Genomic DNA, 21293 nt, shown 5'->3' with positions numbered 1-21293 from the left:
TCAGGAATGCGCTTCGGTTAGGTTGGTCAACGATGGCCCCTTGCTTGGCGGCTCTTTGAGGACTACACGCTTGATCGGGCCAACGATGACCAGGTAGCTGAACACCGCCACCAGCGCGTTGGCACCGACGAACACCAGCGCCCATTTGAACGAGCCGGTGGTGCTGATGATGTAACCGATCACGATGGGCGTGGTGATCGACGCCAGGTTACCGAAGGTGTTGAACAAGCCACCACTGAGGCCGGCGATCTGCTTGGGCGAGGTGTCGGACACCACCGCCCAGCCCAGTGCGCCAACGCCTTTGCCGAAGAAGGCCAGGGCCATGAAGCCCACCACCATCCATTCGATATCCACGTAGTTGCACGCCACGATGCTGCTGGAAATCAGCAGGCCGCCAATGATCGGCGCCTTGCGCGCGAAAGTCAGCGAATGCCCCTTGCGCAGCAGGTAATCGGAAATCACCCCGCCCAGCACACCGCCGATAAAGCCGCAGATGGCCGGCAACGAGGCGATGAAACCGGCCTTGAGGATGGTCATGCCACGGTCCTGCACCAGGTACACCGGAAACCACGTCAGGAAGAAATAGGTGATGCCGTTGATGCAGTACTGGCCCAGGTACACGCCGAGCATCATGCGGTTGGTCAGCAACTGGCGGATGTAATCCCACTTCGGACCGTCGGTTTTCTTGCCCTTGCCCTTGTCCTGATCCATGTCGACCATCGCGCCATTGGCCGCGATGTAATCGAGTTCGGCTGCGTTGATCATCGGGTGCTGGCGCGGACTGTGGATAACTTTCAGCCAGATCAGCGAGAAGACGATGCCGATCACGCCCATCACGATGAACACGTGCTGCCAGCCGAAGCTGTAGACGATCCAGCCCATCAGCGGCGCGAACAACACGGTGGCAAAGTACTGCGCCGAGTTGAAGATCGCCGATGCCGTGCCGCGCTCGGCCGTGGGGAACCACGCCGCGACGATACGGGCATTGCCAGGAAACGACGGGGCTTCGGCCAGGCCCACCATGAAGCGCAGCATGAACAGCGCAACCACGGCGGTGGAGATACCGAACTCACCGACATAGCCTTGCAGCACGGTGAACAGCGACCAGGTAAAGATGCTCAGGGCATAGACTTTCTTCGAGCCGAACCGATCGAGCAGCCAGCCACCGGGAATTTGCCCGGCCACGTAGGCCCAACCGAATGCAGAGAAGATATAACCGAGGGTGACCGCGTCGATGCCGAGGTCTTTTTGCAGGCTGGAGCCGGCGATGGCGATGGTGGCCCGGTCGGCGTAGTTGATCGTGGTCACCAGAAACAGCATGAGCAGGATCAAATAGCGGACGTGGGTCGGCTTGGTCGCTTGCATGTAGAAGTACTCCCACTAATTATTTTTTTTGCGGGTCATCAAGTTGTGCTGCGGACAACGCTTTCTGTAGGAGCCGGCTTGCCTGCGATAGCAGGCACCGTGGAGTGATTGACACTCCGAGGTGACTGCATCGCAGGCAAGCCAGCGCCCACAGACAGCGTTGCCACAGGTGTTGCGTATTACGAACCGATATAGCTGGTCTTCACCACGGTGTAGAACTCTTGCGCATAGCGGCCCTGCTCGCGCGAGCCATAGGACGAGCCTTTACGGCCACCAAACGGCACGTGATAGTCGATGCCGGCGGTGGGCAGGTTGACCATCACCATCCCGGCCTGGGAGTGGCGCTTGAAGTGGTTGGCGTATTTCAGGGACGTGGTGGCGATGCCCGCCGATAGACCGAACTCGGTGTCGTTGGCCATCGCCAGCGCCGCCTCGTAATCCGCCACGCGCACCACGTTGGCCACCGGGCCGAAGATCTCTTCACGGCTGATGCGCATTGCCGCGTCGCTGTCGGCAAACAGCGTTGGCGCCAGGTAGTAGCCTTCGGTGTCACAAGTCACCAGGCCGCCACCGCTCACCAGCCGCGCGCCTTCGCTTTGGCCGATGTCGATATATTTCAGGTCCTGGTCCAGTTGGGCCTGGGACACTACCGGGCCGATGTCGGTACCGCTTTTGAGGGCGTGGCCGACCTTGATCGACTTCATGCGCTCGGCCATCGCCGCGACGAACTGGTCGTGAATACCGGCGGTGACGATCAGACGGCTCGACGCGGTGCAGCGCTGGCCGGTGGAGTAGAACGCACTCTGCACCGACAGCTCGACAGCCTGCTTGAGGTCGGCGTCATCGAGAATGATCTGCGGGTTCTTGCCGCCCATTTCCAACTGCACCTTGGCCTGGCGCGACACGCAGCTGACAGCGATCTGGCGCCCGACGCCCACGGAGCCGGTGAAGCTGATGCCATCCACTTTCGGGCTGTTGACCAGCACGTCACCGACCACGCGACCGCTGCCCATCACTAGGTTGAACACACCGGCGGGGAAGCCCGCGCGCGAGATGATCTCGGCCAGGGCCCAGGCGCAGCCGGGTACCAGCTCAGCCGGTTTGATCACCACACAGTTACCGTAGGCCAGGGCCGGGGCGATTTTCCAGGCGGGGATGGCGATCGGAAAATTCCACGGGGTGATCAGGCCGACCACGCCCAATGCTTCGCGGGTGACTTCGACGTTGACGCCCGGACGTACCGAGGGCACGTAGTCGCCAGACAGACGCAGGCATTCACCGGCGAAGAACTTGAAGATATTGCCGGCGCGGGTCACTTCACCAATGCCCTCGGGCAGGGTCTTGCCCTCTTCCCGGGCCAGCAGGGTGCCGAGTTCTTCGCGGCGGGCGAGGATTTCGCTGCCGACCTTATCCAGCGCGTCATGGCGAGCCTGGATCCCGGAGGTGGACCAGGCCGGGAACGCAGCGCGGGCGGCGTCGATAGCAGCGTTGACCTGGGCGACATCGGCCTTGGCGTATTCACCAATGACATCGGACAACTCCGACGGGTTGAGGTTGGTGCAGTAGTCGGCACCGGCTACCCATTCGCCATTGATGTAGTTTTCAAAACGCTTTGCTTGGGACACGAATCTTCTCCTGACGCAAAAGGCCGCTGATTGCTCAGCGGCCTTGTTGATAAGTTATTGCGGGCCTTGCTTGTCGATCAGCGCGGCCAGGGCTTCGTACTCTTCCGGCAGCAGGTCGGTCAGCGGCGTGCGCACCGGGCCTGCGTCGTAGCCAGCGATTTTCGCACCCGCCTTGACGATGCTCACGGCGTAGCCGGCTTTGCGGTTACGGATATCAAGGTACGGCAGGAAGAAGTCGTCGATGATGTTGGCCACGGTGGCGTGGTCGTCTTTGGCAATCGCGTGGTAGAAGTCCATCGCGGTTTTCGGGATGAAGTTGAACACCGCCGAGGAGTACACCGGCACGCCCAGGGCCTTGTAGGCAGCGGCGTAAACCTCTGCAGTCGGCAGGCCGCCGAGGTAGCTGAAACGGTCACCCAGACGACGGCGGATCGACACCATCAACTCGATGTCACCCAGGCCGTCCTTGTAGCCGATCAGGTTCGGGCAGCGCTCGGCCAGACGTTCCAGCAGCGGCGCAGTCAGGCGGCAAACGTTGCGGTTGTAGACCACGACGCCGATCTTGACCGATTTGCACACGGCTTCAACGTGGGCGGCAACCCCGTCCTGGCTGGCTTCAGTGAGGTAATGCGGCAGCAGCAGCAGGCCCTTGGCACCGAGGCGCTCGGCCTCCTGGGCGTATTCGATGGCCTGGCGCGTCGCACCGCCCACACCGGCAAGAATCGGCACGCTGGAGGCGCAGGTATCGACTGCGGTTTTCACCACCTGGGAGTATTCGCTGGCCGCCAGGGAGAAAAACTCACCGGTGCCGCCCGCGGCGAACAGGGCCGTGGCGCCGTACGGGGCCAGCCACTCAAGACGCTTGATGTAGCCCGCTTGGTGAAAGTCACCCTGGGCGTTGAAATCGGTCACCGGGAAAGACAGCAGACCGTGGGAAAGGATGGACTTCAGTTCTTGTGGATTCATTATTCGAACACCCTGGGCGAAGACTTTCTGTCGAAAGGTTATTGTTGGTTGTGATGATGTCGTACGTCATCGTACAACTATAAAAGGATTCGTCAACTGCAATTCATCACAACGGGTGTGCAGCAGGATTTTCCAGACGATGGAAATCAATGTGGGAGGGGTTTGCTCTGATGCCAGTCAGTTAAGCGCAGATCCCCTGTGGGAGCGGTGGTGCGACTTGTTCGCGAAAGCGTCGATCCATCAAACATTGATGTTGACTGACCCACTGCCTTCGGGAGCAAGCCCCCTCCCACATTTTGACCGCGTGCAACCTCTGCTTCAGTTGCGCTGCGCCTCTGCCTCTTCATGGGCATGGCGCAGGCGCTCGCGGCTGTTGGTCAGGTGCAGGCGCATCGCGGCGCGGGCCGCGTCCGAATCCTGGCGGGCAATGGCGTCGTAGATTTCTTCGTGTTCGCGACTCAGGCGGACCATGTAGTGCTGCTGGTCGTCATGGGCCAGACGCGCCGAATTCAGGCGGGTTCGCGGGATGATGCTGGTGCCCAGGTGAGTCATGATGTCGGTGAAGTAACGGTTGCCGGTGGACAGAGCGATTTCCAGGTGAAACGCAAAGTCCGAGGCAACCGCGTCGCCGGCGTGGGCGGCGCTTTCGTTGAGGGCGTCGAGGGCGGCGCGCATGGCGGCCAGTTGCTCATCACTGCGGCGCAAGGCAGCCAGGCCCGCCGACTCCACCTCCAGGCTGATACGCAGCTCGAGGATCGCCAATACGTCACGCAGGGTCACCACGGTGGCCGGGTCAATGCGAAAGCCGCTGGGGCTTGGCGTATCGAGCACAAAGGTGCCGATGCCGTGGCGGGTCTCCACCTGCCCCGCCGCCTGCAGGCGCGAGATGGCTTCGCGCACCACCGTGCGGCTGACCCCATGGGCGTCCATGATCGCCGACTCGGTGGGCAACTTGTCACCGCGCTTGAGCTGGCCGTCACGGATCTGCTCGGACAACACCGTGACCAATTCCTGGGCAAGGCTGCGGCGCTTGCGGGGAAGACGAGGGGCGGTGCTGGCGTTTTCCATGATGAATCATCTTTCTCGGTGAGCTTGAACACGCATCATAGCCCATGGTGGTTGTACGATCACTGTCCAGGCGCGACTTTCACCCCTATCCTGCGCGCAAAAAAAATGCCCCGACACAGGTCGGGGCATTAATTGGGAGCGTCCGCAAGGACAAACCCTTTACTTCACCACTTTCAAGCTCGGCCGGCCGCTGGGGCGCGGTGGCTCCGAATCCGGCGGCGGCAGATCATTACCGCCGTCGTCTTCGATGGACGGCTCGTCCTCGAAAGGCGATTCGAGATCAAACACCATGCCCTGGCCATTTTCCCGGGCGTAGATGCCGAGGATGGCGCCAATCGGCACGAAGAGCGTATGCGGCACACCGCCGAAACGGCCTTCGAAACTGACGGCTTCGTTGTCCATGTGCAGGTGGCGCACGGCACTGGGTGATACGTTCAGCACAATCTGTCCGTCACTGGCAAAACCCTGGGGTACATCCACCTTGGGGAATTCGGAATTGACCAGCATGTGCGGGGTGCAATCGTTGTCCACAATCCACTCGTAGAGGGCGCGGACCAAATAGGGTCGACTGGAGTTCATCAACGGCTCCTTAAGCCTTAGCGCATGTCGCGTTCGACGCCAGACAGACTCGCCTGGAAAGCCTCACGCGCAAATTGGCGATCCATGTAATCAAGCAGCGGCTTGGCCGGCCGTGGCAGTTCAATGCCCAGGATCGGCAAGCGCCAGAGTATGGGTAGTAGGCAGCAATCCACCAAACTTTGTTCCTCGCTGAGGAAAAAAGGTTTATCCGCGAACAGCGGCGAAACGCCTGTCAGGCTCTCGCGCAATTCCTTGCGCGCCACGACACGGGCTGCCTCTTTGCTGCGCGAATCGAGGATCACATCCACCAGCCCGCACCAGTCGCGCTGGATCCGGTGAATCAACAGACGGCTGTTGGCGCGCGCCACCGGATACACCGGCAGCAAGGGCGGATGCGGGTAACGCTCATCCAGGTATTCCATCACCACGGTCGACTCCCACAACGCCAGGTCACGATCGACCAGGGTGGGCAAGCTGCCGTAAGGGTTCACTTCGATCAGCTTCGGCGGATGACGACCCGCTTCCACACTGATGATCTCGGCGCTGACACCCTTCTCTGCGAGCACGATACGTACTCGGTGGGAATAGTGGTCGGCGGGGTCGGAGTAACAGGCCAACCGGTTGGTCACGCCCATGGCGGTCCTCCTCGCTTGTTGAAATTATCGAAAGCTCAAAAACGAGCGCGCCCAGGGCGCCTCTCTGCAGCACCCGGTTCAACCAGGTCGCCGTGTAGTCAGAGAAGCCGCTGGGCGCGCAAGATTAACAGCAATTGCTTACGGTTGGATCAATGCACATCTTTCCAGTATTCACGTTTGAGCAGATAGGCGAATACAAAGAAGAAAGCCAGGTAGAGCAAGACGTACGTACCGATGCGCTGATGCTGCAATTTGACCGGGTTGGCCGAGTAGGCCAGGAAGGTCACCAGGTTTCTGACCTTCTCGTCAAACTGCTCTTCGTTCAGCGTACCGGTGTTGGGCAGGATGGTCAGTTGATCACACGCTTGATGGGTCAGCGGCGTACCGGTCAACGGGTCATATTGCTTCTTGCCATCTTCAACGGCCTGAACCTGCGTGCATCCTACCACTTGGCGACCCTGCAGGCCGACCAGAACGTTCGGCATGCCCACATTCGGGAAGACCTTGTTGTTCACGCCCCATGGGCGGGCCGGGTCTTCATAGAACGACGTGAGATAGCCGTACAGCCAATCGTTGCCGCGAACCCGGGCCACCAGGGTCAGGTCGGGCGGTACCGCGCCGAACCAGGCCTTGGCATCCGCAGGTTGCATGCCAATGTCCATGTGGTCGCCGATTTTGGCGCCGGTGAACACCAGCTTCTCCAGCATCAGCGCGTGAGGGATGCCCAGGTCGTCGGCCACGCGCTCATAGCGCTGGTACTTGGCGCTGTGGCAGCCCATGCAATAGTTGACGAAGGTGCGCGCGCCGTCCTGCAGGGCGACCTTGTCGGACACGTCGATGTCGACGTGCTCCAGCGGTGCCTCATGCTCGGCGGCGCAGGCCAGCAGTGGCAGCGCCGCCAGCATCAATGCCACACATAGTTTTTTCATCAGCCCGTCACCCTTTGCGGAACCGGTCTGGTCTTCTCGATCCGGGTATAGAACGGCATCAGCATGAAGTAGGCGAAGTACAGGAAGGTGCAGACCTGCGACAACACCGTGCGCCCAGGCGTCGGCGCCAGTAGCCCCAGCACGCCCAGCGTCACGAACGACATGCAGAACAGCCACAGCCAGAGCCTGCTCAGCCAGCCCTTGTAGCGCATTGACTTGACCGGGCTACGGTCGAGCCAGGGCAACACGAACAACGCCGCGACAGCGGCGCCCATGGCGATCACGCCCATGAATTTGTCGGGGATGGCGCGCAGGATCGCGTAGAACGGCGTGAAGTACCAGACCGGGGCAATGTGCTCGGGCGTCTTGAGAGGGTTGGCGGGTTCGAAGTTGGGTCTCTCGAGGAAGTAACCGCCCATTTCCGGGAAAAAGAACACGATCGAGCAGAACACGAATAGAAATACCACCACGCCGACAAGGTCTTTCACGGTGTAGTAAGGGTGGAATGGAATACCGTCCAGCGGAATGCCGTTCTCGTCCTTGTACTGCTTGATGTCCACGCCATCCGGATTGTTGGACCCCACCTCATGTAGCGCCAGGATGTGCAGCACTACCAGCCCCAGGATCACGATCGGCAGGGCCACGACGTGCAACGCGAAGAAACGGTTCAGGGTGATGCCGGAAACCAGGTAGTCACCCCTGATCCACTGGGCCAGGTCGTTGCCGATCAGCGGAATTGCGCCGAACAGCGAGATGATCACCTGGGCGCCCCAGTACGACATCTGCCCCCATGGCAGCAGATAGCCCATGAAAGCTTCTGCCATGAGCGCCAGGTAGATCAGCATGCCGAACACCCACACCAGCTCGCGGGGCTTCTGGTAGGAACCGTAAAGCAGGCCACGGAACATGTGCAGGTAGATGACGATGAAGAACATCGAGGCGCCCACGGCATGCAGCGTTCGAAGGGTGGCTCCATGGTTGACGTCACGCATGATGCCTTCAACGGAGGCGAACGCTTCCTCAGCCGTGGGCGTGTAACTCATCGTCAGCCAGACGCCGGTAATGATCTGGTTGAACAGCACCAGCAAGGCCAGGGAGCCGAAGAAGTAGAAGAAGTTGAAATTCTTCGGCACGTAGTACTTGCTGAGGTGGCCTTCCCACAGTTTGGTGGCGGGAAAGCGCGCATCGATCCAGTCCATGAACTTGCTCATCATCCGTTCTCCTGGTCGAGGCCAATGACAATTACGTCGTCCGTTTCGTAGGAATGCGGCGGCACGGGCAGGTTCAGCGGTGCAGGCTGGGACTTGTAGACGCGCCCGGCGAGATCGTAATGGGACCCGTGGCACGGGCAGAAGTAGCCGCCAACCCAGTCCTTGCCCAGGTCGACCGGTGCGACTTCAGGGCGAAACGTCGGTGAGCAACCCAGGTGCGTACACAAACCGACCAGCAGCAGAATCTCGGGTTTGATCGAACGCACTTCATTCCTGGCATAGGCGGGCTGGTCGGAGTTCTCGGAGCTGGGGTCAGACAAACGGGCTTCGAGGCTTTTCAGGTTCCTCAGAATTTCCTCGGTACGACGCACAATGAACACCGGCTGGCCGCGCCACTCGACAATCATCTGCTGCCCAGGCTCGATCTTGCTGACATTCACCTTCACCGGCGCGCCCGCAGCTTTCGCCTTGGCGCTGGGGAACCATGACCCCACGAACGGGACCGCAGCCCCCACCGCTCCTGCAGCACCCACCACAGAGGTGGCTGCTACCAGGAAGCGACGCCGGCCTGCATTCACGCCGTCATTGCTCATTCAATCCTCTCCCCCATCAGCTCTATAGCCCGCTAAATCAGGCGCCTGCTCAGTGTTGAATCTCTGCCTGTAAAAGCGTTGTCGGATGGTAGTTAAAAGCCACATCCGTGAAAAGGGAGTCCCCCTGAGCCTGGCCAACAGCCCTTGAAGTATAAGGACTATACGGACGTGGCATGTTGTCACCGAGGAAAATACGCACGAATCCCGAGCAATAAAAAACGCCCAGCTCCGTGAGGAGACTGGGCGTTTTTGTGGAACGTAAAGCGAATTAACGCTTCGAGTACTGCGGACGCTTACGCGCTTTACGCAGACCGACTTTCTTACGTTCAACTTCACGGGCATCGCGAGTCACGAAGCCAGCTTTGCGCAGAGCGCCACGCAGGGTTTCGTCGTACTGCATCAGAGCGCGAGTGATACCGTGGCGGATTGCGCCAGCCTGACCACTTACACCGCCACCGATAACGGTGACGTAGATGTCGAACTTTTCAACGGTCTCGGTCAGTTCCAGCGGCTGACGAACTACCATGCGGGCAGTTTCGCGACCGAAGAAGTTTTCCAGAGTGCGGTTGTTGATCGAGATGTTACCAGTGCCCGGACGCAGGAAAACGCGTGCGGTTGCGGTTTTGCGACGGCCAGTGCCGTAATTTTGAGTCGCCGACATAATGAACTATTCCGTTAAAACTTCAGTTCTTGGGGCTGCTGAGCAGCATGAGGGTGTACAGCGCCCGCATAGACTTTCAGCTTGCGAAACATATCGCGACCCAGTGGGCCCTTCGGCAGCATGCCTTTGACCGCGATTTCGATCGGGGCTTCAGGCTTCTTGGAGATCAGGCCTTCAAAGTTGGAAGACTTGATACCGCCTGGGAAACCGGAGTGACGGTAGTACATTTTGTCTTGCGCTTTGTTGCCGGTAACACGTACCTGCTCAGCGTTGATGATCACGATGTAGTCACCGGTATCAACGTGAGGGGTGTACTCAGGCTTGTGCTTGCCACGCAGACGGCTGGCGACTTCAGTGGCCAGACGACCCAGGGTCTGACCAGCGGCGTCGACGACAAACCAGTCGCGCTGAACTGTTTCCGGTTTTGCAGTAAAAGTTGTCATTCTTTAATAGCCTCAGGGGCCGCCCTGTAAATTAGACGGCGGATCTTACTGAATAGTGCGTACTTTGACAAGTCAAAGGCAGCCGGATACAGACGCTATCGGGGGCTCGGGTCGGCGCGTCCGTTCAACGGCAAGATTCTTCGGCAGACGGCGCATCACTTCCACTGCAGAAAGAGGTGGGCAATTATGCAGATTGCGAAAAAAAATTCAACCTGCTTTTATGATTGTTTTCCCTGCAAGGAGTACCCGATGGATTATCGACAGCTGGGCCGTACGGATCTGAACGTGAGCGCGATAGCCCTGGGCACCATGACCTGGGGTGAACAGAACAGCGAGGCAGAGGCTTTCGCCCAGATTGAACGGGCCAAGGCAGCCGGAATCAACTTCCTCGATACCGCCGAAATGTACCCCGTGCCGCCCAAGGCCGACACCTATGCCACCACCGAGCGGTATATCGGCAACTACTTCAAAAGCCGCGGCGACCGCGCCGACTGGATCCTGGCCAGCAAGATCGCCGGCCCCGGCAACGGCATCGACTATATCCGTGACCGCAACCTCAAACACAACCGCACCCACATCGTGCAGGCGCTGGACGCCAGCCTCAAACGCCTGCAAACCGACTGGATCGACCTCTACCAACTGCACTGGCCGGAGCGCAACACCAACTTCTTCGGCAAGCTGAGCTACCAGCACGAGGATCAGCCAGACATCACCCCACTGGAGGAAACCCTCGAAGCGCTGGACGAGCAGGTCAAGGCCGGCAAGATCCGCCACATCGGCCTGTCCAATGAAACGCCATGGGGCACCATGAAATTCCTGGCCCTGGCCGAAGCCCGTGGCTGGCCGCGTGCGGTGTCGATCCAGAACCCCTACAACCTGCTCAACCGCAGCTTTGAAGTGGGCCTGGCGGAAGTGGCGATTCGCGAACAGTGCGGCCTGCTGGCCTACTCGCCGCTGGCGTTCGGCATGCTCAGCGGCAAATACGAAAACGGCGCCCGCCCGGCCAAGGCGCGGCTGACGGAATACAGCCGCTTCAGCCGCTACTTCAACCCGCAGTCGGAAGCGGCCTGCAGCCGCTATGTGGCGCTGGCGCGGGAGCACGGCCTGGACCCGGCGCAGATGGCCCTGGCGTTCGTCACGCAGCAGCCGTTCGTGACCAGCAATATCATTGGCGCCACAAGCCTGGCGCAACTGGACAGCAACATTGCCAGTGCCGAGCTGAAGTTGTCCAGGGACGTGCTGGACGGCATCGAGGCGATTCAGAAGGAGCATCCCAACCCTGCACCTTGATGGGTGTGTAAACCGCTATCGGCAGCAGGCGCCCTCCCACACTTGATCGGTGAACACCGTTGAATGTGAGTGGGTGCTCGCTCCCGACAGCGTCACAGGGGGCTGGACACGGCTGGCGAAAAATAAGACGATCCAGCCGTCTGGTGACCACTTTCCCCTATAAGAATAAATGAAATCATGTCCAACCAAGCCTCCACGCTGTTGCGGCGCGTCAGCATCCTGGCCATCGACCGGGTGTTCGCGTCCACGCTCATGCAAGCCAAGGATTTTTTTCACCTCGCCAGCCTGCGCTACGGCAAACAGCAGGGCCTGGGCCTGAACCCGGGCTTCGAAACCCGCCTGGTCAGCCCCGACGGCCAACCGGTGCGCAGCTTCAGCGACGTGATCATGCCGGTTGACGGCGGCCTGGAAGACGCCGACATCATCGTGTTACCGGCCTTCTGGGACGACTTCGAAACCCTGTGCACCCGCTACCCGCAAGTGCTGCCATGGCTGCGCGAGCAACACGCCCGTGGCGCCGTACTGTGCGGCGAAGCCACCGGGGTGTTCTGGCTGGCCGAAGCCGGCCTGCTCGATGGCAAAGAGGCCACTACTTATTGGCGCTTCTTCACGGCCTTCAGCGAGCGCTTTCCCCAGGTTCACCTCAATCAGGACAAGCACCTGACCGACGCCGATAACCTGTACTGCGCCGGCGGCACCACCTCGGCCTGTGACCTCTACATCTACCTGATCGAACGCTTTTGCGGCGCCAACATCGCCCAGGCCGTGGCCCGTGACATCCTCTATGAAGTGCAGCGCAGTTACTCGCCGGGACGCATCGGCTTCGGCGGACAAAAGCTGCACCAGGACGTCATCATCCTGCAGATCCAGCACTGGCTCGAAGAGCATTTCGCCGACAAGTTTCGCTTCGAAGACGTGGCCCGCGAGCACGGCATGAGCATTCGCAACTTCATGCGCCGCTTCCAGACCGCCACCGGCGACAAGCCGCTGCACTACCTGCAACGCCTGCGTATCGAGACGGCCAAGGGCCTGCTCTCGGGCAGCCGCAAGAGCATCAAGACCATCAGCTATGAGGTGGGTTATGACGATGCGAGTTTCTTCGCGCGGTTGTTCAGGCAGCACACCGAACTGTCACCGAACCAGTACCGCCAGCAATTCCAGCAAGCCGCATAAACCAAGCAAACACAAACCCATGTGGGAGCTGGCTTGCCTGCGATAGCGGTGTATCAACTAGCAGATTAGTTGCTGACACACCGCTATCGCGGGCAAGCCCGGCTCCCACACTGAACCTCCATTGCTCTGCAGATTGCTTAAGGCTTGTGCCCGCGCGACAGGAACTCGTGGGACTGCATCTCCAGCAACCGGCTCAACGTGCGCTGGAACTCGAAGTTCAGGCGACCGCCGGTGTAGAGGTCCTTGAGTTCGACTTCCGCCGAGATGATCAGCTTGACGTTACGGTCGTAGAACTCATCGACCATGTTGATGAACCGCCGCGCGATATCGTCGGTGGTCACACTCATCTGCTCCACGCCGCTGAGGATCACCGCATGGAAGATCTTGCCCAGTTCGATGTAGTCGTTCTGGCTGCGCGGGCCGTCGCACAGTTGGCGGAATTCGAACCAGGCCACGTCGTCGCAGGTACGCAAGGCGATGATTTCGCGGTTCTCGATCATCAGCTTGTCGTTTTCCACCGCCTGGGTGCATTCCGGCGTCAGGGCGCGGAAGCTTTTTTTCAGGCTTTCGTGGGCCGCCTCGTTCAACGGAAAGTGGAACAGCTCCGCCTGCTCGAGATGACGCAGGCGGTAGTCGACGCCGCTGTCGACGTTGACGATCTCGGTGTTCTGCTTGATCAACGCGATGGCCGGCAGGAAGCGCGCACGTTGCAGGCCGTCCTTGTACAAGCCGTCGGGCACGATGTTCGAGGTGGCGACCAGGGTCACGCCGTTCTTGAACAGCTCTTCCATCAAGGTACCGAGAATCATCGCGTCGGTGATGTCGGAGACAAAGAACTCATCGAAGCAGATCACCCTGGCTTCGTCGGAAAAGCGCTTGGCGATGATGGTCAGCGGGTTTTTCTCACCCGGCAGGGTTTTCATCTCTTCGTGCACGCGCTTCATGAAGCGGTGAAAGTGCGTGCGCACCTTTTCCTTGAACGGCAGCGCTTCGAAGAAGGTGTCCACTAGGTAGGTCTTGCCCCGGCCAACGCCGCCCCAGAAGTACAGGCCTTTGACCGGCGTCTGGTCTTTCTTGCCAAACAGCTTGCTGAACATCCCGGGCTTGTTTTGCGAGGCCGCGACGAGGTCGTCGTACAGGCGCTGCAAATGACGCACGGCATTTTCCTGCGCCGCATCATGGAAGAATTCAGGGCGTTTCAGATCAGCTTGATATCGTTCTAGGGGCGTCATAATTTCGTTAGCAAGGCAACAAAAACGGGCCGTCACTGTAGCGGCGGCCCTGGGGAATGGCAATCAACCCTTGGTCGGGTTAATCCTCGGTTGGGGTCAACGCGACGCGCAAGGCGGCGATGGCGGCATCGCGGCTCGCGTTATCGGCGAACTGAGCGCTGTCGGCGACTGCCGCGCCGTCCAGCCACACGCTAAAACCCAGAGCTTCAGGACGCACGTCCAGCATCACGCCACTTTGCAGCTGTTTGGTCACCGCACCCGCGGCTTTACCGTCGGCGAAGTTGCGCGACAGCAGCAGTTGCTCGCCATCGGCAGCCAACAAGCGGAAGCGGAAGCTGCCGTCGTCTTCACGGAAGCTCACGAAGCGCGCGGCTTTGGCGGCTTTCTTCTTGGCGCTGACGGGAGCAGCAGCCTGCTCGACGAATGAACGCAAGCCCACCGCCTCACGCAACTCGGCAAGGAACGGCGCCGCCACGGCGCGGGCCTTCCTGGCGCCGACCATCAGCAGGTCTTCCATGTCCGCAGGGCGCGACATCAACTGGTGATAGCGCTCGCGAGCTTCGCCGAGCTGGCCGTCGAGCAGGGTGAAGAGGCGGTTCTTCGCCTCGCCCCAGCCCAGGCCTTGCAACAACTCAGCGCGGAACTCTTCTTCCTGGGCCTTGGTGGCGAACGCCTGGTAGAGCGTGAACAAGTGCGAATTGTCCGGGTCCTTGGCTTCGCCCGGGGCGCGGGAGTCGGTGACGATGCGCGAGATCGAGTCCTTCATGTCCTTGGCGCTAGTGAACAACGGGATGGTGTTGTCGTAGCTCTTGGACATCTTGCGACCATCCAGGCCCGGCAAGGTGGCGACGCTTTCTTCGATCAATGCTTCGGGCATGGTGAAAAACTCCTTGCCCTTGCCGAACAGGTGGTTGAAGCGTTGGCCGATATCCCGGGCCATTTCCACGTGCTGGATCTGGTCGCGACCGACCGGCACCTTATGCGCGTTGAACATCAGGATGTCCGCCGCCATCAGCACCGGGTAGCTGTAAAGGCCCATGCTGATACCCGCGTCCGGGTCTTCGCCGGCTTCCACGTTCTTGTCCACCGACGCCTTGTAGGCATGCGCGCGGTTGAGCAGGCCCTTGGCCGCCACGCAGGTCAGCAGCCAGGTAAGCTCGGGAATTTCCGGAATGTCGGACTGGCGATAGAACGTCACCCGGTTCACATCCAGGCCACCGGCCAGCCAGGTCGCGGCGATTTCCATGCGCGAGCGCTGGATGCGCTGCGGGTCATCGCACTTGATCAGGGCGTGGTAGTCGGCCAGAAAGTAGAAGGAGTCGGCATTGGCGTCTTCGCTTGCCAGGATCGCCGGGCGAATCGCACCGGCGTAGTTGCCCAGGTGCGGCGTGCCGGTGGTGGTAATGCCGGTGAGGATACGGGTACGAGTCGTCATGGGTAATCGCTTGTCAGACTGCTGTCAATTCGAGAGGCGCGGCAACACCAGATCCTTCAGATCGGTGAGCTTGCCATGAAAAAAGTGCCCGCATTCTGCCACTTTCAGCAGCTCATGGGGGCGTTTCAAGGCGGCGGACCAGTCGTAGACGATTTGCGGGTCGACGACTTCGTCGGTTTCCGGCTGGATCACGGTCAGCGGGCAGCCCTGCGGCAGTACATCGGTATCGCGCAGGCGCATCACCGCAGCGGCGACCATGAACAGATGCGCGAGTTGCTCGCCCTTTGCTTCCAGGCGACCGCCGAGGCTGGCGGCCACATAACCGCCGAAGGAAAACCCCAGCAGGGTGATCGGCAGGTCAGGGTGTTTTTCCCTCAGCCAAGTGGCGGCCGCTTCGGCATCGTCGACTTCACCGGTGGCCATGTCATGGGTGCCGGCACTGGCGCCGACGCCACGGTAATTAAAACGCAGCGTAATCAAACCGGCATCGCGCGCGGTGCGCTGCAGGGTCGAAACGACTTTATTAAGCATGGTCCCGCCCTGCACCGGGTTGGGATGGCAGATCAGCGCCAGGCCGTGTGGCTCGGGGTGATCCAGGTACAGGGCTTCCAATTGGCCCACCGGGCCATCGATCAAAACGGGGGTTTCACGCATGAGCAAGAGATGAACTCCGTGACCTCTCAAAGGGTCGACTCGTCTAGCTAAAAGTCTGTGCATGGCATCATTGCGAGCTTAATCGCGGTATACAGCGCAGGTCCGAGCCGTTAACGTAAAGCAAAGCCGTTTATAGAGGAAGGACTCGTGGAACACTCGCTCTTAGTTTGGTTGTTGCCGACTCTTGCCCTGGTTGCCGGTGTCGCCATTGGATTCCTGGTTGCTCGCCTGCTGCCGAATGCCGCGCCTAACCGCACGCAGCGTCAGCTGGATGACATTCAGGAACGTTTTGACAGTTATCAGAACGAGGTTGTTACCCACTTCAACAGCACCGCGACCCTGGTCAAGAAACTCACCCAGAGCTACCAGGATGTACAGGACCATCTCGCCGATGGCGCCAACCGCCTGGCCCTGGATGACATCACCCGCCAGCGCCTGCTGGCCGCGCTGCATTCCGATGCACCGCAAGCCCCCCGGGAGCGACTGACGCCACCTCGGGAAAACCAGGAGCCACCACGGGACTACGCGCCAAAAACGCCGAACGCCCCCGGCATGCTGGATGAGCATTACGGCTTGAAGAAGTAAGTCTTTTCAGGCACGACAAAAAGCCCGGCTGATCAATGATCAGCCGGGCTTTTTGTTTGAGCCTCACGTCTGGTCAAAATGTGGGAGGGGGCTTGCTCCCGATTGCAATGTATCAGTCAGCTCACCGGTAACTGGCAGACCGCTATCGCAAGCAAGCCCCCTTCCACACTGACCGCATCCAATGCTCAGGAAACGGGCTGCTCCTGCAACCAGCCACCCTCGATCCGTACATGCCGTCCGTGGAAGCGCTTGAGGCTGCTGCGGTGACCGACGCTGACAATGCTCAGCCCCGGCAGCTCATCGATCAGGGCTTGGTACAAGCTGGCCTCATCCTCCTCGTCCATGGCCGAGGTCGCCTCGTCCATGTACAACCATTGCGGCGCGAACAACAAGGCGCGGGCAAAGGCCAGACGCTGCTGCTCGCCGGGCGAAAGCATGCGCTGCCAATGGTTGGCCTCGTCCAGGCGCGCCACCAGTTGCGGCAGGCGGCAGGTTTCCAGCACCTGCGCATAACGTTCGGCGGTGTAGGCGCTGTTGTCCTGTGGATAACTCAACACTGCTTTCAACGTGCCGATCGGCAGGTAGGGTTTTTGCGGCAGGAACAGATAACGCGCCGCCGGCAGGCGAATGCTGCCATGACCCGTTGGCCACAAGTGGCCCATCGCACGCAGCAGGGTGCTCTTGCCGCTGCCGGAGCGACCGCTGAGCATCAGGCGCTGGCCCGGTTCGACAATCATGTTCGCATCGGTAAGCAAGTGACGGCCATCGGCCAGGTTCATGCCCAGGCCCTGCACCATCAAGCGCTCGCCTTCGGCATTCACCTCGATGGCGGGCGGTCGTTGCTCGTTGTCGGTCATGGCTTGCTGGAAGCTCAACAAACGGTCACTGGTGGCGCGCCAGGCGGCGAGGTCGGTATAGGCACTGATAAACCAGCTGAAGTTGCCCTGCACGTTGCCGAACGCCGAGTTGATCTGCATCAGCTCGCCCAGCTCGATCTTGCCGGCAAAGTAACGCGGGGCCGCCACGATAAACGCGAACACGATCGCGATCTGCTCGTAACCGGCGGTAAAAAAGGTCAGGCGCTTGGACACTTTCATGATGTCCCAGTAGTTGTGCCACACCCGGCCGAAACGCGTCTTCAGGCGCTGATTCTCGTTGGGCTCGCCGTTGTACAGAGCGATGCTTTCGGCATTCTCGCGCACCCGCACCATGGAGAAACGCAGGTCGGCTTCGAAGCGTTGCTGCTGGTTGCTCAAGCCGATCAGACGACGCCCGATCAGATGGGTCAGCCAACTGCCGACGCCGGCATACACCAGTGCACACCAGAACATGTAACCCGGGACGGTGATGCCAAATACCTCGATACTGCCCGACACACCCCACAGGATCACCGAAAACGACACCAGGCTGACGACGTTGCGCAGCAGCCCAAGGCCCAGGCCCAGGGTGTTGGAGGTGAAACTGTTGAGGTCTTCGGAAATCCGCTGGTCGGGGTTGTCGGTGTAACCGCCCTGCTCCAGCTGGTAGTAGTTCTTGTGGGCGAGCCAGCGCGCGAAGTGTTTTTCGGTCAGCCAGGCGCGCCAGCGGATGGTCAGCATCTGCGTCAGGTAAAGGCGGTAGACCGCGCCGAGAATGGCCACCGTCGCGATCCCGCAAAAATAGCCGATCAGTTGCCAGAATGCGGCGGTGTCCTTCTTCTCCAGCGCGTTGTAGAAATCCTTGTACCAGTGGTTGATCCACACGGAGATCGCCACGCTGAACAGTGACAGCGCAATCACTGCGGCCAGCAGCAGCCACGCCCTGCCCTTCTCCTCACTGCGCCAATACGGTGTGATCATCGCCCAGGTTCGACGGAAGAATTGCCCATGCACGGCGTCATTGACCGCGGAATACTCTGCGTTCTGGTTCATCGTTCAGGCTCTGTAGGAAAAATGGCAGGCGTTTGAACCGATCATAAGGGATCGGTTCAGGGCTCCGTGCGGCCTGAGACGGGTCGTTCAGCTTAGGTTCAGCGGCGCACCGGACGCTTTTGCAGCTTGCGTTGCAAGGTGCGGCGGTGCATGCCGAGGGCGCGGGCGGTGGCCGAGATATTGCCTTCGTGCTCGGTCAGCACGCGCTGGATGTGTTCCCACTGCAGACGGTCCACCGACATCGGGTTTTCCGGCACCAGGGTGTCGAGGTCGGCGTGCTCGGAGAGCAGCGCGGCCAGCACGTCGTCGGCGTCCGCCGGCTTGCACAGGTAGTTGCAGGCGCCGCGCTTGATGGCCTCGACGGCGGTGGCGATGCTCGAGTATCCGGTAAGGATCACCACGCGCATTTCCGGGTCGAGTTCCAGCAGCTTGGGCAACAGCACCAGGCCCGAGTCGCCGTCCATTTTCAGGTCGAGCGCGGCGTAGTCCGGCAGGTCGGCCTGGGCGATGCTCAAGCCTTCTTCGGCGGAGCCTGCGGTGCTCACGCGAAAGCCGCGACGGCTCATGGCGCGCGCCATCACCCGGGTAAAGGTGGCGTCGTCATCTACCAGCAACAGATGCGGCAGCTCTTCGCCTTCGACTTGGATCTCGTCACTCATCGCTATCTCCTCGTGCGGCACGGGGCAGGCGCAGCTCGGTGAGCGTGCCACCTTCCTCATGACTGTAGAGTTTCACTGAGCCGCCCGCGCGGGTCACGCTGGCCTTGCTCAAAAAAAGGCCCAGGCCGAAGCCTTTGCCCTTGGTGGTAAAGAAGGGCTTGCCGATCTGCTCGGCAATGGCCAGTGGCACGCCGGCGCCGTGGTCACGGATGCTGAGGGTGACGTGTTCGGCGTCCCAGTCCAGCTGCACGCCAAGGCCTTCAGGGCAGGCGTCGGCGGCATTGTTCAACAGGTTGAGCAATGCCTGGGTCAGGTCAGGCGGTGGCGCCATGCGCGGCACGCTGCCCTGGCCCAGCAGGGTAAAGCGGTAACTGGCTTCGGGACGCATCAGGTGCCAGCGATTCAGGGCTTCGTCGATCCATTGGGTCACGTCCTGCATCTCCACCGCCAGGCGGCGATTGGCTTCGGCGGCGCGTACCAGTTGCTGCAGGGTCAACTTGCACTGCTTGACCTGCTCCTGAAGCACGCTGAGGTCATCCTGCAGCGCCGGGTCGTGATGGTCCTGGGTCATTTCCTTGAGCAATACGCTCATGGTGGCCAGTGGCGTGCCGAGTTCGTGGGCCGCACCGGCGGCCTGGGTGGCGACGGCCAGCAGTTGCTGGTCGCGCAGGCCCTCTTCGCGGCGAATGGCGCGCAGTTCCTCCTGGCGGCGCAGCTCTTCGGCCATGCGTGCGGCAAAAAAGGTGATGACCGCCGCCGACAGCGCAAAGCTCAACCACATCCCGTAGATCTGCAGGTTTTCACGCGCGATGGGGAAAGTTTGCAGCGGATAGAACTGGGCCAGCAGCAGGGTGTAGAGGGTCAGCGCGATCCCCGACAGCACCACCGAATAGCGCCATGGCAAGGTCACCGCGGCGATGGTCAGCGGCACCAGATAAAAGGAGACGAACGGGTTGGTGGAACCGCCAGAGAAATAAAGCAACACACTGTGGATAAACAGGTCACAGGCTAACTGCAGCGCATATTCCAACTCGGTAACCGGCCAGGTGGTACGCAACCGGATCACGGTGAACACGCACAACACCGTGGAAAACCCCAGCGTCACGCCCAGCGGCAGCCAGGGCAGCGGTAGCAGATCGAACCAGTAGGCGAGCCCGACGGAGCCGGCCTGTGCGGCCAGTACCAGGGTGCGGATAAACGTCAGGCGCCAGAGGTTCTGGCGGGTGGCGGAAGTCAGTTTTACGGCGGCGAGCATGGGCTCTCCCGATGAGCGCTGCAGGCGGATCGGCAGGAGTATAAACGAAGCAGCGCCTCGGGCACCGGATGTGTGGCTCTTTGCCGCAGCCGGCACTGCCGCTACGAGCCGCACATTGAAAGCTGCAAGTTCGCCACGCATTCACTTGCAGCTTGTCGCTTGAAACTTTTTTTCTAATTCGTAAACCCGAAGAACCCGACACCAACGTCTACAGTCATACCCAACACCACTGTCCCAAGGAGCTTCCATGTCTCGTTTCACTCGCAGCGCCGCCCTGCTCACCCTCGGCGCCAGCACCCTGGTCAGCCTGCCGGCGCTGGCCGCCGAGGAGCTGCATTACAACCAGATCTCCCTGCGCGCTGAAGTCAGCCAGGAAGTCGCCCGCGACAAGATGATCGTCACCCTCTATACCGAATCGCAGAACAGCGACCCGGCCAAGCTCGCCGCCGAAATCACCAACACCATGAACACCGCGCTCGGCCAGGCCCGCGAAGTCAAGGCCGTGACCCTGCGCCAGGGCAGCCGCAACAGCTACCCGATCTACGACAACAAGAACCAGAAGATCACCGGCTGGCGCGAACGCGCCGAACTGCGCCTGGAAAGCGCGGACTTCCCGGCGCTGTCCAAGCTCACCGGCGAGCTGCTCAACACCCTGAAAATGCAGAACATGGACTTCGCCATCGCCGACACCACGCGCAAGGCCAGCGAAGACGCGTTGCTCAAGGACGCGGTGGCCGCCTTCAAGGCCCGTGCACAACTGGCGACGGACGCACTGGGCGGCAAGGGTTACAAGATCGTCAACCTGAACTTCAACAGCAATGGCTACCCGATGCCCTATGCCCGTGGCGCGATGATGATGAAATCGGCGATGGTCGATTCAGCGCCGACGCCCGAGGTGGAGGCTGGCACCAGCCAGGTCAATATGAGCGCCGATGGCGTGATCGAAGTGCAGATGCAGTAACCCCTACCTGACACACCTAAACGGCGGTAACCTCGGTGACCGCCGTTTTCGTTTGGGCAGCGTT

The 21293-nt window shown here is 60.6% G+C and carries 21 protein-coding genes; 4 read left to right on the top strand and 17 right to left on the bottom strand.

Features of this window, described 5'->3' with window-relative positions:
- The 11 genes from H045_RS01055 to rplM form a co-directional block, all read right to left on the bottom strand.
- Positions 1–1365 carry an MFS transporter gene (locus tag H045_RS01055; RefSeq protein WP_015371168.1) on the bottom strand — a complete coding sequence of 455 codons (1365 nt, stop codon included), beginning with the start codon at positions 1363–1365 and terminating at the stop codon, positions 1–3.
- A gap of 179 nt (positions 1366–1544) precedes the next feature.
- Positions 1545–2990: an aldehyde dehydrogenase family protein gene (locus H045_RS01050; RefSeq protein ID WP_015371167.1), complete on the bottom strand. Its 1446-nt coding sequence runs from the start codon at positions 2988–2990 to the stop codon at positions 1545–1547.
- A 54-nt stretch (positions 2991–3044) separates the two neighbouring features.
- Positions 3045–3956: a 5-dehydro-4-deoxyglucarate dehydratase gene (gene kdgD / locus H045_RS01045; protein WP_015371166.1), complete on the bottom strand. Its 912-nt coding sequence runs from the start codon at positions 3954–3956 to the stop codon at positions 3045–3047.
- A 318-nt stretch (positions 3957–4274) separates the two neighbouring features.
- Positions 4275–5024, bottom strand: a complete 750-nt coding sequence (locus H045_RS01040) for a FadR/GntR family transcriptional regulator (RefSeq protein ID WP_004372242.1) — start codon at positions 5022–5024, stop codon at positions 4275–4277.
- Positions 5025–5183: 159 nt separating this feature from the next.
- Positions 5184–5603, bottom strand: a complete 420-nt coding sequence (locus H045_RS01035; protein ID WP_004372245.1) for a ClpXP protease specificity-enhancing factor — start codon at positions 5601–5603, stop codon at positions 5184–5186.
- Positions 5604–5620: 17 nt separating this feature from the next.
- Positions 5621–6238: a glutathione S-transferase N-terminal domain-containing protein gene (locus H045_RS01030; RefSeq protein WP_004372247.1), complete on the bottom strand. Its 618-nt coding sequence runs from the start codon at positions 6236–6238 to the stop codon at positions 5621–5623.
- A 149-nt stretch (positions 6239–6387) separates the two neighbouring features.
- Positions 6388–7167, bottom strand: a complete 780-nt coding sequence (locus H045_RS01025) for a cytochrome c1 (protein ID WP_015371165.1) — start codon at positions 7165–7167, stop codon at positions 6388–6390.
- The gene (locus H045_RS01020) at positions 7167–8378 is read right to left on the bottom strand and encodes a cytochrome b (RefSeq protein ID WP_015371164.1); all 1212 of its coding nucleotides are present in this window, start codon (positions 8376–8378) and stop codon (positions 7167–7169) included. The genes H045_RS01025 and H045_RS01020 overlap by 1 nt, the downstream gene beginning before the upstream one ends.
- The gene (gene petA / locus H045_RS01015) at positions 8378–8971 is read right to left on the bottom strand and encodes a ubiquinol-cytochrome c reductase iron-sulfur subunit (protein ID WP_004372253.1); all 594 of its coding nucleotides are present in this window, start codon (positions 8969–8971) and stop codon (positions 8378–8380) included. The genes H045_RS01020 and petA overlap by 1 nt, the downstream gene beginning before the upstream one ends.
- A gap of 268 nt (positions 8972–9239) precedes the next feature.
- The gene (rpsI, locus tag H045_RS01010; protein WP_003216038.1) at positions 9240–9632 is read right to left on the bottom strand and encodes a 30S ribosomal protein S9; all 393 of its coding nucleotides are present in this window, start codon (positions 9630–9632) and stop codon (positions 9240–9242) included.
- A gap of 14 nt (positions 9633–9646) precedes the next feature.
- Positions 9647–10075, bottom strand: coding sequence for a 50S ribosomal protein L13 (rplM, locus tag H045_RS01005; RefSeq protein WP_003171742.1), 429 nt, complete (start codon positions 10073–10075; stop codon positions 9647–9649).
- Positions 10076–10324: 249 nt separating this feature from the next.
- Between rplM and H045_RS01000 the strand changes: the two genes are divergently transcribed.
- On the top strand, positions 10325–11365 hold the full coding sequence (locus H045_RS01000; RefSeq protein ID WP_004372264.1) for an NADP(H)-dependent aldo-keto reductase: 1041 nt from the start codon (positions 10325–10327) through the stop codon (positions 11363–11365).
- A 252-nt stretch (positions 11366–11617) separates the two neighbouring features.
- The gene (locus tag H045_RS00995; protein WP_169895159.1) at positions 11618–12538 is read left to right on the top strand and encodes a GlxA family transcriptional regulator; all 921 of its coding nucleotides are present in this window, start codon (positions 11618–11620) and stop codon (positions 12536–12538) included.
- Between the two features lie 137 nt (positions 12539–12675).
- Here the strand turns inward: H045_RS00995 and zapE are convergent, their stop codons facing one another.
- The 3 genes from zapE to H045_RS00980 form a co-directional block, all read right to left on the bottom strand.
- Positions 12676–13770: a cell division protein ZapE gene (gene zapE, locus H045_RS00990; RefSeq protein ID WP_004372268.1), complete on the bottom strand. Its 1095-nt coding sequence runs from the start codon at positions 13768–13770 to the stop codon at positions 12676–12678.
- 79 nt (positions 13771–13849) lie between these two features.
- Entirely contained in the window at positions 13850–15205 is a 1356-nt protein-coding gene (locus H045_RS00985) for a tryptophan--tRNA ligase (RefSeq protein WP_015371163.1), read from the bottom strand.
- Positions 15206–15229: 24 nt separating this feature from the next.
- Positions 15230–15859 carry an alpha/beta hydrolase gene (locus H045_RS00980; RefSeq protein WP_041931580.1) on the bottom strand — a complete coding sequence of 210 codons (630 nt, stop codon included), beginning with the start codon at positions 15857–15859 and terminating at the stop codon, positions 15230–15232.
- A 147-nt stretch (positions 15860–16006) separates the two neighbouring features.
- Here H045_RS00980 and H045_RS00975 point away from each other — a divergent pair, with 147 nt between their 5' ends.
- A complete protein-coding gene (locus H045_RS00975; RefSeq protein ID WP_004372274.1) occupies positions 16007–16444 on the top strand; it encodes a Z-ring associated ZapG family protein in 438 nt (145 codons plus the stop codon).
- A gap of 185 nt (positions 16445–16629) precedes the next feature.
- Here H045_RS00975 and H045_RS00970 read toward each other — a convergent pair whose 3' ends face one another.
- The 3 genes from H045_RS00970 to H045_RS00960 all read right to left on the bottom strand — a co-directional run bounded on the left by H045_RS00970 (position 16630) and on the right by H045_RS00960 (position 20268).
- Positions 16630–18354: an ABC transporter ATP-binding protein/permease gene (locus H045_RS00970; protein WP_015371161.1), complete on the bottom strand. Its 1725-nt coding sequence runs from the start codon at positions 18352–18354 to the stop codon at positions 16630–16632.
- A gap of 98 nt (positions 18355–18452) precedes the next feature.
- Positions 18453–19013, bottom strand: a complete 561-nt coding sequence (locus H045_RS00965) for a response regulator transcription factor (protein WP_004372278.1) — start codon at positions 19011–19013, stop codon at positions 18453–18455.
- The gene (locus H045_RS00960) at positions 19006–20268 is read right to left on the bottom strand and encodes an ATP-binding protein (protein ID WP_004372280.1); all 1263 of its coding nucleotides are present in this window, start codon (positions 20266–20268) and stop codon (positions 19006–19008) included. Before H045_RS00960 ends, H045_RS00965 begins: the two co-directional genes overlap by 8 nt.
- 247 nt (positions 20269–20515) lie before the next feature.
- Between H045_RS00960 and H045_RS00955 the strand changes: the two genes are divergently transcribed.
- Positions 20516–21229 (top strand): SIMPL domain-containing protein, encoded by a 714-nt coding sequence (locus H045_RS00955; protein ID WP_015371160.1) that lies wholly within the window; start codon positions 20516–20518, stop codon positions 21227–21229.
- Positions 21230–21293: the final 64 nt, after the last annotated feature.

It is taken from the genome of Pseudomonas poae RE*1-1-14, assembly GCF_000336465.1.
GTDB lineage: Bacteria > Pseudomonadota > Gammaproteobacteria > Pseudomonadales > Pseudomonadaceae > Aquipseudomonas > Aquipseudomonas poae.
Note: the sequence above shows the minus strand (reverse complement) of the source record. Positions and strands in the feature narration are given on the sequence as shown.

Excerpts from the sequence above, each read along its gene's own strand:
- H045_RS00985 (WP_015371163.1), bottom strand. The coding sequence starts at position 15,205 with ATGACGACTCGTACCCGTATCCTCACCGGCATTACCACCACCGGCACG.
- H045_RS00960 (WP_004372280.1), bottom strand. The coding sequence starts at position 20,268 with ATGCTCGCCGCCGTAAAACTGACTTCCGCCACCCGCCAGAACCTCTGG.
- H045_RS00970 (WP_015371161.1), bottom strand. The coding sequence starts at position 18,354 with ATGAACCAGAACGCAGAGTATTCCGCGGTCAATGACGCCGTGCATGGG.
- rpsI (WP_003216038.1), bottom strand. The coding sequence starts at position 9,632 with ATGTCGGCGACTCAAAATTACGGCACTGGCCGTCGCAAAACCGCAACC.
- H045_RS01035 (WP_004372245.1), bottom strand. The coding sequence starts at position 5,603 with ATGAACTCCAGTCGACCCTATTTGGTCCGCGCCCTCTACGAGTGGATT.
- rplM (WP_003171742.1), bottom strand. The coding sequence starts at position 10,075 with ATGACAACTTTTACTGCAAAACCGGAAACAGTTCAGCGCGACTGGTTT.
- H045_RS01030 (WP_004372247.1), bottom strand. The coding sequence starts at position 6,238 with ATGGGCGTGACCAACCGGTTGGCCTGTTACTCCGACCCCGCCGACCAC.
- H045_RS00965 (WP_004372278.1), bottom strand. The coding sequence starts at position 19,013 with ATGAGTGACGAGATCCAAGTCGAAGGCGAAGAGCTGCCGCATCTGTTG.
- H045_RS00980 (WP_041931580.1), bottom strand. The coding sequence starts at position 15,859 with ATGCGTGAAACCCCCGTTTTGATCGATGGCCCGGTGGGCCAATTGGAA.
- petA (WP_004372253.1), bottom strand. The coding sequence starts at position 8,971 with ATGAGCAATGACGGCGTGAATGCAGGCCGGCGTCGCTTCCTGGTAGCA.
- zapE (WP_004372268.1), bottom strand. The coding sequence starts at position 13,770 with ATGACGCCCCTAGAACGATATCAAGCTGATCTGAAACGCCCTGAATTC.
- H045_RS01020 (WP_015371164.1), bottom strand. The coding sequence starts at position 8,378 with ATGAGCAAGTTCATGGACTGGATCGATGCGCGCTTTCCCGCCACCAAA.
- H045_RS01040 (WP_004372242.1), bottom strand. The coding sequence starts at position 5,024 with ATGGAAAACGCCAGCACCGCCCCTCGTCTTCCCCGCAAGCGCCGCAGC.
- H045_RS01025 (WP_015371165.1), bottom strand. The coding sequence starts at position 7,167 with ATGAAAAAACTATGTGTGGCATTGATGCTGGCGGCGCTGCCACTGCTG.
- kdgD (WP_015371166.1), bottom strand. The coding sequence starts at position 3,956 with ATGAATCCACAAGAACTGAAGTCCATCCTTTCCCACGGTCTGCTGTCT.
- H045_RS00955 (WP_015371160.1), top strand. The coding sequence starts at position 20,516 with ATGTCTCGTTTCACTCGCAGCGCCGCCCTGCTCACCCTCGGCGCCAGC.
- H045_RS00995 (WP_169895159.1), top strand. The coding sequence starts at position 11,618 with ATGCAAGCCAAGGATTTTTTTCACCTCGCCAGCCTGCGCTACGGCAAA.
- H045_RS01055 (WP_015371168.1), bottom strand. The coding sequence starts at position 1,365 with ATGCAAGCGACCAAGCCGACCCACGTCCGCTATTTGATCCTGCTCATG.
- H045_RS01000 (WP_004372264.1), top strand. The coding sequence starts at position 10,325 with ATGGATTATCGACAGCTGGGCCGTACGGATCTGAACGTGAGCGCGATA.